Genomic DNA, 13,455 nt, shown 5'->3' with positions numbered 1-13,455 from the left:
CTTCAAAATCAAAAGATCGCAGCCTTCGGCAGCTCCTACAGGAGATCGGCGCAAATGCCCGACGTCATGCATTTCATTCTGTGGGAGCAAGCCTGCTCGCGATGAGGCTGGTCGGTGCAATCAAAGACCCTGCCAGAACGACATCTCCTGACAGTCGCAACCTACGCATTCTTGCGTAAGGGACTACGACTACGCCAGAATCCGCCGGCTTGTGCGCCTGGGGGGCGGCTTCTATCGTTTCCGCGTCACTGAACATCAGTGATCGGGTTTGGTAGCCCGTGTTCACCTCGGCGCATTGCGCCACCCTTTGCAGGGTTCGTTTCTGTCTCTGCTCATATGGTGGCCATGCGCAGGGCATCTTCGGACGCGCCGGGTTCCTGGTGACCGGTCTACCAACCTGCGTGTGGCCGCCACCCATCGTTTGGTAGCGAGGGTGATGGCTCCTTTTTTCTCACCCGGAGTTCCATCAATGCTCAAAATTACCCCCGACCCCCCAAATACCGACAACCTCTCCGCCCACATCAACACCACCCCGCGCAAACCCAGCCGAACATTCTTGATCGCGCCCGGCCTCGACACCGAAACCCTGTTGGCCCACGCCTGCGAATCCCTCGCCTCGGCCAATGTGATGGCCAGCGATTTCGCCGGCCTGCTGGAAGGCTCGCAACGCAGCACGATGCTGGGGATTGCGCAGGTGATCATGTTGGGCGAGCTGGCGGTGAATCAGGCGTTGGATAACCTCGACCCGCAGGAATAGCGCGGACAAAAAATGCCCCGCACTTGGCGGGGCATTTTCATATTCGACGGTTATCGCGAGTACACCGATGTCCATATCCAGTCTCATTTCAGAATTGACTTACATCAATCAAGGAAACGTCTGATTTATCCTCCACTTCGCCTCTTCTAGCGTGCGTCCTTTCGATCTGACAAGGACATATTTCGCATGAGGCGCTACTACATCACCGTCGGGGCCAAAACCACCGTCAAGGGAACCGTCGTCAGCGGCTGGCATCGCGGCAGTATCAATGGCCAGGCCATGGCCCGCGAAGGCGATGAAGTCAAATGCCCAGAATGCGACAGCACCGGGACCATTATCTGCGTCGGTCCACGTCTGTCGGAGGAGTGGGAAGGACGCAAGCCCGCCCTGCACGACGACCTGTGCAAGTGCAAGTGCGACCCGCCGCCCAAGCTGATTGCCAACCAGACTTTCAGGAGCCAGCGGATGGAAACCGGCAATGTTGCGCCGTCTGCCCGAGCCACCGCGCAACCCGCTACGCCGGCCGAAGCACGACAACCGACAGCCGAGCCACGCCCCTCCAGCTTCACCCCGCCGCCAAGTCGTCCTGTAACGAGCTACAACGAGCAGTCGGGACAGGTCTGCCAGAACCTTTGGCGCAGCTATCAGCAAAGAGCCGAAGCCATCGTGGCGCCGGGCGGCATCCTGATCGCCGACCCAAGGGCGCGCAATCGCGAGATCAATGCGGCGTACGCCCGATTATGGCTGGAGGATCAGCGTTTTCAATGGGCGGGCCTAGCGGCGTTCGCCTCCAAGCAGGTGGGTTGTGGTTTGCTGCATGCGGTTGAATCAGTCGAGAGAATTCAGAATGAATACGAGGCAGGAAAGCGTATGGTCGACAGCGCCCAGCGTCGCTGGAAATTCTTTGGGATTGAATTGTTCGGCAAGACTGACAAACAGTCGCAGCGCGACTACGAGCTAACCCGAAGCAATAACCCGATACCGGGCGTTGACCTGCGTAACGACAGCGAATCATTGTCGTACGTGCAGAAGCAACTCCAGTACGTGCACGACATGTTGGCGCTGGGCAATACCACGCTGTTTCTGGATGTATTTCCGCTGCATGCTTTTTACAAGGAGCGGGGCTTGTGGTCGCTCAAGACATGCCTCCCTTCACGAAAAGACATATTTGGGAATGTACAACAACCTGTGCTGTGGCCGATTGAACAGGAAATATTGGAGTTTGGCACTTACCATGAGGAAATAGTGCAAGCCTTCGCGGCCATTGAGGCTGGCAACATTACCGAAAGTGTTGTGTTTCTTGCCGAACATGAGCAGAAGAACATCCTGCAGCCAGCGATGTACAGCAACGTGCAATTCGTAAGTTTGCTACTAGGCAACCAATTCTCCTTTGTCACGAATCTCCCCTCCGGTGCTGCGGCAGCGGTCGAGCTGACTCTGGCCAGCCAGTGCCATCCCAGCGAAGACGGGCGCACCGTGGGCTTCAGCAATGATCGCTTTGCCAACCTGGCCGATATCCATCAGCGCATGCCCTTCGTACTCAAGGCAGCGACGCAATTTGATGAGTTACTACGACGCTCTGATCGTCATCTGATCGAACAGGCGATTCGGGACATTGCCGCAGGACGGGGGGTGCGATGAGTCTGCTGCGGCGCATGAAGTGGCGACGAAAGGTTTTGACCATTGCAGTCGCGGCTCTGCTGGCAATGGCGGTGATGCGAGCGCTATCGGATGACTCGGAAATTGCGCTAGTGATCGGCGAACCTTGGGAAGCCATGCGCATGCGCTCCAGCGCGGCCATCGATCCGGCTTTTCCTGGGTACTCCTGGTTCAGTACACCCAAGTCTGACGCGCGCCTACGTTTTATTGACGATCAATTCGGATTCGTGACCCCATTAGCTCGTTTTTTCACGGTTAGTTTCGATCGTGATGGGTTAGTCAGAAGTGTCCGCATGTCCCCGCAAATCGAGCCGCTGTTACTCGATGAGACGCTTGAAATAGTTCTTAACCTGCAGAAGCAGTGGCGCCACGGTGGCTGGATACCCATTCGGGTCAACGACGATCCACCATTTGCGGACACTCCCGAATGGCGAGCTCGATTGCGAGACGTGAACAAAGGTGGGACCTCTACTTGGCAAGCGGGGAATCAGTATCAAGTGATGCTGGTGGTCAATCGCTTCAGAGACGATAAGCGTCCCACAGAAGAACGCTATCTCATCAAGCTACAAGTTGCCAAGCCGTGGGTAAATCCCTGACTTCATAAGTCGAAGATATTAGTAAGGTCCTCATCAGACCGAGAGTTTAAGCAGCGTAAGAATTGTTTTAATGGAGTAAATAGGCATGGTGGTACGCATTCTTTGGTCAGTTATGTATCTAGTCGGAGGTGTCCTGCCTGCTTTTGGATTGGCCCTGCTAAGCTCGATCTTTATGATGTTTGGTGAAGTCTTTGGCATATTAATCGGCGCACTCGCATGGTCGGGGACCGCTGGGCTTGGTCTTGCGGCGCTAAATAGGCCAAAAAATACTGGGTCATGCCGCAGGCGCGTTATATCGGTAATGTTAATAATGGGGCTGATAGTTATATCACCTCTGCTACTAGCCTCACTATCCCAACCCAGCAGCAAGATTTGGTTTAACGCGGCAATGTTTGGTCCTGCACTATTGGCGCTGCTCTATCTGGGACAAGTTTTGCGGATGCCTAGCTCAAACGAGTGACGAACTTTGCTTTTGACTCGGTTCTGAATATACCTTCGGGGATATGATGGGAAGTTAGAGGCATTAAGTAGGCGTTACGCAAACAAAATGCCCCGCACTGGGCGGGGCATTTTCATGTTCGACGGTTAACGCTTACAGCCCGTCAAGCATCGCCTTGTTACGCACCGCACCCTTGTCGGCGCTGGTCGCCAGCAGGGCGTAGGCTTTCAACGCGGTGGTCACTTTGCGTGGACGCACTTCCACCGGTTTCCAGCCTTTCTTGTCTTGTTCGACCCGGCGTGCAGCCAGTTCTTCGTCGCTGACCAACAGGTTGATCGAGCGGTTCGGAATGTCGATCAGCACTTTGTCGCCGTCCTGCACCAGGCCGATCGCGCCGCCAGCAGCCGCTTCAGGCGAAGCGTGGCCGATGGACAGGCCCGAGGTGCCGCCGGAGAAACGGCCGTCGGTGAGCAGGGCGCAGGCTTTGCCCAGGCCTTTGGATTTCAGGTACGAAGTCGGGTAGAGCATTTCCTGCATGCCCGGGCCGCCTTTCGGGCCTTCGTAGCGAATGATGACGATGTCGCCTTCCTTCACTTCATCGGCGAGGATGCCGCGTACGGCGCTGTCCTGGCTTTCGAAGATCTTGGCGTTGCCTTCGAACACGTGGATCGACTCGTCGACGCCAGCGGTTTTCACCACGCAGCCGTCCAGGGCGATGTTGCCGTAGAGCACGGCCAGGCCGCCTTCTTGCGAGTAAGCGTGCTCGACACTGCGGATGCAGCCGTTTTCACGGTCGTCGTCCAGGGTGTCCCAACGGGTCGACTGGCTGAATGCGGTTTGCGTTGGAATGCCCGCCGGACCGGCCTTGAAGAAGTGGTGCACGGCTTCGTCGGTGGTCTGGGTGATGTCCCACTTGGCGATGGCTTCTTCCATGCTGCGGCTGTGCACGGTCGGCAGCTGGGTGTGCAGCAAACCACCACGGGCCAGCGAACCGAGGATGCTGAAGATGCCGCCGGCGCGGTGCACGTCTTCCATGTGGTACTTCTGGATGTTCGGCGCGACCTTGCACAGTTGCGGTACGTGACGGGACAGACGGTCGATGTCGCGCAGGTCGAAATCGATCTCGGCTTCCTGGGCTGCGGCCAGCAAGTGCAGGATGGTGTTGGTGGAACCGCCCATGGCGATGTCCAGGGTCATGGCGTTTTCGAACGCCTGGAAGTTGGCGATGTTGCGCGGCAATACCGACTCGTCGTTCTCGCCGTAGTAGCGCTTGCACAGCTCGACAATGGTGCGGCCGGCCTGCAGGAACAGCTGTTCGCGGTCGCTGTGGGTGGCCAGGGTCGAACCGTTGCCCGGCAATGCCAGGCCCAGTGCTTCGACCAGGCAGTTCATCGAGTTGGCGGTGAACATGCCGGAGCACGAACCGCAGGTCGGGCAGGCGCTGCGCTCGTACTCGGCGACTTTCTCGTCAGAAGCGCTGGAGTCGGCGGCGATCACCATGGCGTCAACCAGGTCGAGGCCGTGGGAAGCGAGTTTGGTCTTGCCGGCTTCCATCGGGCCGCCGGAGACGAAGATCACCGGAATGTTCAGGCGCAGGGACGCCATCAGCATGCCAGGGGTGATCTTGTCGCAGTTGGAAATGCACACGATCGCATCGGCGCAGTGGGCGTTGACCATGTACTCGACGGAGTCGGCGATGATCTCGCGGCTCGGCAGCGAATAGAGCATGCCGTCGTGGCCCATGGCGATGCCGTCATCGACAGCGATGGTGTTGAATTCCTTCGCCACGCCGCCAGCGCGTTCGATCTCGCGGGCGACCAGTTGGCCCAAGTCTTTGAGGTGCACGTGGCCCGGTACGAACTGGGTGAAGGAGTTGGCAATGGCGATGATCGGCTTCTTGAAGTCGTCATCTTTCATCCCCGTGGCGCGCCACAGTGCGCGGGCACCGGCCATGTTGCGGCCGTGGGTGGATGTTTTCGAGCGGTAATCAGGCATGAAGCACTCCGGGCGGCTAATCAGGTATCAAATGGGAAGTGAGCTTCTATTGACGTCTGGAACACTCAGAAATGGCCGCGTGTCCGGAAGTTGCCGATAACTTTGCGGGATCGCCGCGCGCTTCAGCTTCAGCTCATAAACCCGCCGGGGATGACTGGCGATGAATGTTCGCGATTCTACACGGCTGGCGGCTGGAGGGAATGGTTGCGAGCGTGCAGACAGCCCTAACGAGACGTGCGGCCTACACCGTCGTGGTTATTTTCCCACTGCACAGCGCCCGTCGACTGATCAAAGCGTTCAATCCCAGCCCTACCGCGCTCAGGGTCAAAAAGCACAAGCCCAGCGCGGTGGTCAGGTGTTCGCTGGCCAGATTGATCACGGCGCTAATCAGGCCGCCACACATGAAAATCATCAGACTGCCGGCAGAGGTCGAGGTGCCGGCGTGTTGCGGGTAAAGACTCATCGCTCTGGAGTTGGCGATGGGCCGGGAAACGGTGGTGCCAGCGGTACAGATCAGCATGGGGATCAGTACAGTGGCAGCCGACAGGCCGAACTGCCAGGCCAGCCACAGCATCACCAGCCCCGATAGGGCGATCAGACCCAGGCCGATGATGATTTGCGTGCCACCTTCCAGATAGCGATGCAAGATGCTGGCAACAACCCCGCCGACCACATAGGCCGCACCATATAACAACAACGCCCAGGCGAACTGGTAGGCGGAAAGGTTCAGGTGCTCCATGAAGATGATTGGTGAGATGACGAGAAACGAGAAATGGCAGGCGAAGGCGAGGGCGGAAATCAGCCAGTAACCGGTAAAGCGGATATCTGAAAGGAGCAACCAATAAGCGCCGAAAAATCGCCGTGGCGCGCGCTCGCTGCTGCGGCTCTCCCTTAACAGGAACCAGGATCTCAACCAGACGATGATCGCCAGGCTGATGAATACATAAAAACTGCCCTGCCAGCCCAGATGCAACTGCAGCCAGGTGCCCATCAGCGGCGAACTGGAGATGAAAATCCCGCCGGCGGTGGTCATCCAGATCCGCAGGCGCTCCAGCTCCCGGCCAGCGAACAGATCCTGAACCAGCGCCTGAGACAACGCAAACGATCCGCAACCCACTGCCTGAATCACACGAAAACCCAGAAACCAGGCGAAATCAGTGGCGAACAGACAGCCTGTTGCACCCACTGCTGCCAGGGATATTCCTCCCAGCAACAGCTTCTTGCGCCCGAACATATCCGATAGCGGCCCGATCAACAGCAGCGAAAACGCCAGGCCGATGGCAAAGAGGCTGACCGACAAGGCGATATCGGTGGGGGAGGTACGAAAATGCTCGGAAAGCGCGGGAAACGAGGGCAGAACCACGTCGAGAGGGAAAACGGCGAGGAGCGTCATCGCCATCAATAGCAGGATGAACGACGATTTTTCTTTGGCGTGAATGGCACGAGTCATCAAACGTGGCTCTCGATCCGTGAGGGGGGGGGCGAGGATTGATTTGATGTGGGGGGCAAGTCAATGCGAGTAGCGAAGGACTATTCTGAAACTGTTGTAGGAGCGATCTGACTCGCTCCTGCAACAGGTTACGATCAGCTATTCGGCAACAACCGGCAAGTAATGCTCTTGATATACCGCGTCTCGGCAATAGCCGGATGCACCGGGTGATCCGGGCCCTGGCCACCACGTTCCAGTATCTGGATATTGCGGTCCAGGTGGCGGGCGCTGGTCAGCAGGATGTTCTGCAGGTCGTCTTCCGGCAGGTGCATTGAGCACGATGCGCTGACCAGGATGCCGTCCTTGGTGAGCAGGCGCATGGCCTGCTCGTTCAGGCGGCGGTAGGCGCCTTCGCCGTTCTTCATGTCTTTCTTGCGTTTGATGAACGCCGGCGGGTCGGCCACGATCACGTCGAAGCGTTCTTCGCTGGCTTTCAGCTCTTTGAGGGCTTCGAACACGTCGCCTTCGATGCAGGTCATTTTCTCGGCGAAGCCGTTCAGTGCGGCGTTGCGCTCGACACCGTCGAGGGCGAAAGCCGAGGCGTCGACGCAGAACACTTCACTGGCGCCGAACGCGGCAGCCTGCACGCCCCAGCCGCCGATGTAGCTGTACAGGTCCAGTACGCGTTTGCCTTTGGCATACGGCGCCAGGCGTGCGCGGTTCATGCGGTGGTCGTAGAACCAGCCGGTTTTCTGGCCTTGAATGACTGGCGCTTCGAATTTCACGCCGTTCTCTTCGAGGGCAACCCACTCCGGCACCAGGCCGAATACGGTTTCGACGTAGCGGGTGAGGCCTTCGGCGTCACGGGCAGCAGAGTCGTTCTTGAACAGGATGCCGCTTGGCTTGAGCACTTGGGTCAGCGCCGCGATCACGTCGTCTTTATGGGCTTCCATGGTGGCCGAAGCGATCTGTACTACGAGGATGTCGCCGAAACGGTCGACCACCAGGCCCGGCAGCAGGTCGGAGTCGCCGTAGACCAGGCGATAGAACGGCTTGTCGAACAGGCGATCGCGCAAGGACAGGGCCACGTTCAGGCGGTGTACCAGCAGCGATTTGTCCAGCGGCAACTTGATGTCGCGCGACAGCACACGCGCACAGATCAGGTTGTTCGGGCTCATGGCAACGATGCCCAGCGGCTTGCCGCCAGCGGCTTCGAGGATCGCCTGGTCGCCGGCCTTGAAACCGTGCAAAGGCGTAGCGGCTACATCGATTTCGTTGCTGTAGACCCACAAGTGACCGTTGCGCAGACGACGGTCGGCGTTGGCTTTGAGGCGCAGGCTAGGCAGGGACATGTCGTCGCTCCGGAAAAAAGAGCGGGAGTATAGCGTGTTGAGACCCCGGATTGGCCTGCAAGTGGACATGTGGCGGGGGTTGTCTTGCGATTTGGTATGTCGGATCCAACTTCATAAAGGTTAGAATCACCGCCTGACCCAGAGTGTGCACAAATGTCCCAAGAGCTGACTTCCGAACAGATCCAGCAAGCCCTGCAGGGCATCAGCGTACCGGCCCAGCCGCAAATCATGGTGGATTTGCAGATGGAGCAGTACATGCCCGACCCGGATCTGGAAGTTATTGCCAAGCTGATTTCCCAGGACCCGGGTCTTTCCGGTTCCCTGCTGAAGATCGTCAATTCGCCGTATTACGGCCTGAGCAACAAGATTGCCTCGATCCAGCGCGCGGTAAATCTGCTGGGCAGCCGCTCGGTCATCAACCTGATCAACGCGCAGTCGATCAAGGGCGAGATGAATGACGACACCATTGTCACCCTGAACCGTTTCTGGGACACCGCTCAGGACGTGGCGATGACCTGCCTGACCCTGGCCAAGCGCATCGGCGTTGAAAATGGCGACGAAGCATATGCCCTGGGCTTGTTCCACGACTGCGGCGTACCCTTGATGCTCCAGCGTTTCCCCGACTACATGGGCGTTCTTGAGCAGGCCTATGCCAGCGCCAGTGCCGAATGCCGGGTGGTGGATACGGAGAACCAGGTGTTCAATACCAATCACTCTGTGGTCGGGTATTACACGGCCAAGTCCTGGCGTCTGCCGGAGCACGTGAGCGCGGCGATCGCCAATCACCACAATGCCCTGGCGATCTTCAGCGATGAGTCGTCGCGCAACAGTTCGCTGAAGAGCCTGCTGGCGATACTGAAAATGGCCGAGCATATTTGTGCTTCTTATCGGGTACTGGGCAATCAGACCGAAGATCACGAGTGGAACAGCATCGCGCCGCTGGTGCTCGATTATGTCGGCCTCTCGGACTACGACTTCGAGACCCTCAAGCAGACGATCCGCGACCTTGGCACTCATCGCTGAGTGTCGGAACTTTCCAGGCCATGCGCCTGATCCGAGAGCACCATGCCTGAATTGCCAGAAGTCGAAACCACCCGTCGCGGCATCGCGCCGTACCTGGAAGGCCAGCGTGTCAGCCGGGTGATCGTGCGTGATCGGCGCCTGCGCTGGCCGATTCCCGAGGACCTCGATGTGCGCCTATCCGGCCAGCGCATCGTATTGGTGGAGCGGCGCGCCAAGTACCTGCTGATCAATGCCGAAGTCGGTACCTTGATCAGTCATTTGGGCATGTCAGGCAATTTGCGTCTGGTGGAGGCCGGGCTGCCGGCGGCCAAGCATGAGCATGTGGACATCGAGCTGGAGTCGGGCCTGGCCCTGCGTTACACGGACCCGCGGCGCTTCGGCGCGATGCTCTGGAGCCTCGACCCGCTCAATCACGAATTGCTGATTCGCCTGGGGCCGGAGCCGCTGACCGATCTGTTCGATGGCGAACGATTGTTCCAGCAGTCCCGCGGACGTTCGATGGCGGTCAAGCCGTTCATCATGGATAACGCGGTGGTGGTGGGCGTGGGCAATATCTACGCGACCGAAGCGTTGTTCGCCGCCGGGATCGATCCGCGCCGCGAAGCCAAGAGCATTTCCCGTGCGCGTTACTTGAAGCTGGCCATCGAGATCAAGCGCATCCTGGCGGCCGCCATCGAGCGTGGCGGTACCACGTTGCGGGACTTTATCGGTGGTGATGGACAGCCTGGTTATTTCCAGCAGGAACTGTTCGTGTACGGCCGTGGCGGTGAGCACTGCAAGGTCTGTGGCACGGGTCTGCGGGAAGTGAAGCTCGGGCAGCGCGCCAGCGTATTTTGCCCGCGTTGTCAGAGCTGAAGAGCTTCGCCGGCAAGCCGGCTCCTACAGGTTTTCGCGAGCATCTGTAGGAGCTGGCTTGCCAGCGAAGGCGGCCTGACAGTCGCCGAATGGCTTAAGCCTTACCGGTAATCTTGCGGTACTTCTCCATCAACTGTTCTTCAGTCTCCGGATGAGCTTCGTCCAGTGGAATGCAATCCACCGGGCAGACCTGCTGGCACTGCGGTTCGTCGTAGTGGCCGACGCACTGGGTGCACAGGTTCGGGTCGATCACGTAGATCTCTTCGCCTTGGGAAATCGCGGCGTTCGGGCACTCGGGTTCGCAGACGTCGCAGTTGATGCAATCGTCGGTGATGATCAGGGACATGCTAACTCCAGCCGGGGCGGCAAGCCCGGGCGCAATAAACCAATGCGCACAATTGTGCCGCATTGGAGAGCGCAGTGCACGCGGACGTGATCAAGAGCAGGCTGAGTGACAAGCCTGCTCTCGGTCAAAAGCAAGATCAAAAGATCGCAGCCTGCGGCAGCTCCTACTTCTTGAAGCGTTCGGTCAGGGCGTCCGCCACCACAGGGTGGACGAACTTGGTGATATCGCCGCCCAGGGCTGCGATTTCACGGACCAGCGTCGAGGAAATGAACGAATAACGCTCGGACGGGGTCAGGAACAGGCTTTCCACATCCGGCGCCAGTTGGCGGTTCATGTTGGCCAGCTGGAATTCGTATTCGAAGTCCGACACCGCGCGCAAACCACGCAGGAACACGTTGGCGTTCTGCTCTTTGGCGAAGTGCGCGAGCAGCGTCGAGAAGCCAACGACTTCAACGTTCGGCAGGTGTTTAGTGACCTCGCGCGCCAGTTCTACCCGTTGTTCCATAGGGAACAGCGGGTTTTTCTTCGGGCTCGCGGCAACGGCAATGATCACGTGATCGAACAGGCGCGAGGCGCGTTCGACCAGATCGCCATGGCCCTTGGTAATAGGGTCGAAGGTACCTGGGTACAACACTCGGTTCATCGCGTCGTCCTGGCGGGAATCCGTTGGGGAGTCGGATGGTATCGCAGCCTTCCCGGTCGGCCAAGTCGCCTGTTGGATAAGAAAGCACTATAGACGATAGGAATTATCGTCATTTTCATGGATTTTTTAAACGTTCGGCCAGGGATGTCGCCAGTTGCGCCGTCAGTCCATAGACCGACAGCTGCGGATTGGCGCCAATGCTGGTGGGGAACAGCGAGCCGTCGTGGATCGACAGATTGCCCAGTTGATGATGCCGGCCGAGGCTGTCGGTCACCGCGTTTGTCGGGTCTTCACCCATGGCGCAACCGCCCATCACATGGGCACTGCCCAGGCGTGTGCGATACAACTCCAGGCTCAGGCCATCGATCAGCGTGCGGGCTTCGGCGAGTGTCTTCACGTAACTGGCATCGGCGTGCATCGGCATGATTGCCTTGGCGCCACCGGCAAACTGGATCTCGGCCATGGTATGGAACGCCCGGCGCAATCCATCCCAGGCGTAAGGCGAGAGCTGATAATCCAGCACCGGTGTGTCATCGCTGCGCAATTCGACGCTGCCACCGGGGCTGTCCGGGTGAAAACCGTCCCGCAGTAACGCCAGCATGGCGTGGGTATGCGGCAGATTGGCCATGTGCTGCGAGTTTTCCTGGCCGAAACCACCGAGCAACGTCGTGGCCAGCGCCGGGTGCAGGGGTGGGACTTCCAGTTTGAAGGACATCTTGCCGGTGGTGCCGTCCTGCCATTGGAAATGGTCGGAGTAAATCGACTGCGGCGCGCCGTAGAACGGGTTGACCACTTCGTCGAACAGCGCGGCGGACATGTTCACCGGGTGCAGGAAGGTGCGTTTCCCCAGGCGCTTGTGCGGGTCGGGTGCCCCGGAGCGCATCAGCAAGGCCGGGCTGTTGATGCCGCCACCGGACAGCACGAAATGCCGCGCCTTGACCGTGATGGTGCGCCCGGTCGGTGCGACGCAGTGTTCATCCATCGCAGAACATTGCAGGCCGGTGACCTTGTCACTGCTGATCGTGAGTTTTTCGGCGCGGGCCAGGTAAAGCAGTTCACCGCCTTTTTCCAGGGTCGCCGGAATGGTGGTGACCATCATCGATTGCTTGGCGTTGGTCGGGCAGCCCATGCCGCAGTAGCCGAGGTTCCAGCAGCCGCGAACGTTGCGCGGGATGACGTGCCATGAGTAATTCAGTGCTTCGCAGCCCTTGCGGATTACATCGTTGTTGGCGTTGGGGGGCACCATCCACGGCGCGACACCGAGGCGTTGCTCCATTTTTTCGAACCACGGCGCCATTTCCGCCGGGCTGTGGCCCTTGACGTTGTGCTCTTTGGCCCAGTGTTCCAGGGTCGGCTCCGGAGTGCGGAAACTGGAGGTCCAGTTGATCAGCGTGGTGCCGCCCACCGCCCGGCCCTGGAGGATGGTGATCGCGCCGTCTTTGCTCATGCGGCCGATGCCTTCCTGATAGAGGCTGCTGTAGGCCTGGTCTTCGAGCAACTTGAAGTCGCTGCTGGTCTTGAGTGGGCCTTCTTCGATCAGCAGCACTTTGTAGCCGGCCGCGCTGAGAATTTCGGCGGTGGTGCCGCCACCGGCTCCGCTGCCGATGATCGCCACGTCCGCTTCGAGTGTCAGGTCCTGGGTCAGTTGCGAGCCGTTGTAGGTTTTCCAGCCTCGGGCCATGCCTTCGCGGAACGGATCAGGTACGGGCATCTTCGGGTTCTCTTTTTATTATCGGGGTACACGGTCAAGTGTGGGAGCGAGCCTGCTCGCGATAGGGGCGACTCGATTTCAGACTGTTGGCGGCCCGGGATACCCGCAATGCGCCCACGATTCCTTGCGGCCGTACCAGGCCATCATCACCAGTTGCAGCAGGGAACTGTGGCCCATGCGCAGCAGGCTCAACGAGCTGTTTTCCCAGCGGTCCAGAAACTGCCGGGTATCATCGGCGCTGGCGTTTTCCCAGCTGCCCCAGATCCCGGTCAGCGGTCCGCGGGTCACGGCCATGCCCAGTACATCGAACAGTTGCCTGGTCAGCTTGAGCATTTCCGGTGACAAGTGAGCGAGGTTGTAATCCAGGCTTTTCAGTGTGCCCTCGACAGCCTCGGGCATCCGTTCGGCGGTCACGGCACCTTCGAGCATGACCGGTATCAACGCCCGCAAAAACAGCAGGTCGCCGCTGCGTAACGTGACGAAACCATTGGCCGGGACGCTCGACGAGCAACCGCTGAGGCTGGCTCCGAGCCCGGCGGTGGCGAGGAATGCTGTGGCGCCGAGGCTGAATTTAAGTAGCCCGCGCCGTGACAGCGCGGGTGTATCGGACAGGCTGGGGTTCATTATTGTTATTACCCGACGGTGAGATC

The 13,455-nt window shown here is 59.1% G+C and carries 12 protein-coding genes; 5 read left to right on the top strand and 7 right to left on the bottom strand.

Annotated elements, in window-relative coordinates; translation table 11 throughout:
* Positions 1 to 469: 469 nt before the first annotated feature.
* The 3 genes from AC1DWG_RS29355 (at position 470) to AC1DWG_RS29345 (ending at position 3,012) form a co-directional block, all read left to right on the top strand.
* On the top strand, positions 470 to 757 hold the full coding sequence (locus AC1DWG_RS29355) for a DUF6124 family protein (RefSeq protein WP_477762952.1): 288 nt from the start codon (positions 470 to 472) through the stop codon (positions 755 to 757).
* A 186-nt stretch (positions 758 to 943) separates the two neighbouring features.
* On the top strand, positions 944 to 2,398 hold the full coding sequence (locus AC1DWG_RS29350; RefSeq protein WP_477762951.1) for a PAAR domain-containing protein: 1,455 nt from the start codon (positions 944 to 946) through the stop codon (positions 2,396 to 2,398).
* Entirely contained in the window at positions 2,395 to 3,012 is a 618-nt protein-coding gene (locus AC1DWG_RS29345; protein WP_477762950.1) for a hypothetical protein, read from the top strand. The genes AC1DWG_RS29350 and AC1DWG_RS29345 overlap by 4 nt, the downstream gene beginning before the upstream one ends.
* 592 nt (positions 3,013 to 3,604) lie before the next feature.
* Here AC1DWG_RS29345 and ilvD read toward each other — a convergent pair.
* The 3 genes from ilvD to AC1DWG_RS29330 all read right to left on the bottom strand — a co-directional run bounded on the left by ilvD (position 3,605) and on the right by AC1DWG_RS29330 (position 8,227).
* On the bottom strand, positions 3,605 to 5,446 hold the full coding sequence (ilvD, locus tag AC1DWG_RS29340) for a dihydroxy-acid dehydratase (protein WP_046818369.1): 1,842 nt from the start codon (positions 5,444 to 5,446) through the stop codon (positions 3,605 to 3,607).
* 241 nt (positions 5,447 to 5,687) lie between these two features.
* Positions 5,688 to 6,896, bottom strand: coding sequence for an MFS transporter (locus AC1DWG_RS29335; protein ID WP_477762949.1), 1,209 nt, complete (start codon positions 6,894 to 6,896; stop codon positions 5,688 to 5,690).
* A gap of 134 nt (positions 6,897 to 7,030) precedes the next feature.
* Positions 7,031 to 8,227: a class I SAM-dependent rRNA methyltransferase gene (locus AC1DWG_RS29330; protein ID WP_046039197.1), complete on the bottom strand. Its 1,197-nt coding sequence runs from the start codon at positions 8,225 to 8,227 to the stop codon at positions 7,031 to 7,033.
* A gap of 153 nt (positions 8,228 to 8,380) precedes the next feature.
* On the opposite strand from AC1DWG_RS29330, the gene AC1DWG_RS29325 reads away from it, so the two are divergent.
* Positions 8,381 to 9,250, top strand: a complete 870-nt coding sequence (locus AC1DWG_RS29325; RefSeq protein ID WP_477762948.1) for an HDOD domain-containing protein — start codon at positions 8,381 to 8,383, stop codon at positions 9,248 to 9,250.
* Between the two features lie 42 nt (positions 9,251 to 9,292).
* On the top strand, positions 9,293 to 10,105 hold the full coding sequence (gene mutM, locus AC1DWG_RS29320; RefSeq protein WP_015097228.1) for a bifunctional DNA-formamidopyrimidine glycosylase/DNA-(apurinic or apyrimidinic site) lyase: 813 nt from the start codon (positions 9,293 to 9,295) through the stop codon (positions 10,103 to 10,105).
* Between the two features lie 94 nt (positions 10,106 to 10,199).
* On the opposite strand, the gene AC1DWG_RS29315 is transcribed toward mutM, so the two are convergent.
* The 4 genes from AC1DWG_RS29315 to AC1DWG_RS29300 form a co-directional block, all read right to left on the bottom strand.
* Complete coding sequence (locus AC1DWG_RS29315; protein WP_003195146.1) at positions 10,200 to 10,451, bottom strand: YfhL family 4Fe-4S dicluster ferredoxin; 252 nt, start codon at positions 10,449 to 10,451, stop codon at positions 10,200 to 10,202.
* A gap of 163 nt (positions 10,452 to 10,614) precedes the next feature.
* Entirely contained in the window at positions 10,615 to 11,094 is a 480-nt protein-coding gene (coaD, locus tag AC1DWG_RS29310) for a pantetheine-phosphate adenylyltransferase (protein WP_223455913.1), read from the bottom strand.
* A 115-nt stretch (positions 11,095 to 11,209) separates the two neighbouring features.
* Positions 11,210 to 12,805 (bottom strand): GMC family oxidoreductase, encoded by a 1,596-nt coding sequence (locus AC1DWG_RS29305; protein WP_477762947.1) that lies wholly within the window; start codon positions 12,803 to 12,805, stop codon positions 11,210 to 11,212.
* A 78-nt stretch (positions 12,806 to 12,883) separates the two neighbouring features.
* Complete coding sequence (locus AC1DWG_RS29300) at positions 12,884 to 13,429, bottom strand: twin-arginine translocation pathway signal protein (protein ID WP_477762946.1); 546 nt, start codon at positions 13,427 to 13,429, stop codon at positions 12,884 to 12,886.
* Between the last annotated feature and the right edge of the window lie 26 nt (positions 13,430 to 13,455).

This window comes from Pseudomonas sp. P4_B3 (assembly GCF_056402295.1).
Note: the sequence above shows the minus strand (reverse complement) of the source record. Positions and strands in the feature narration are given on the sequence as shown.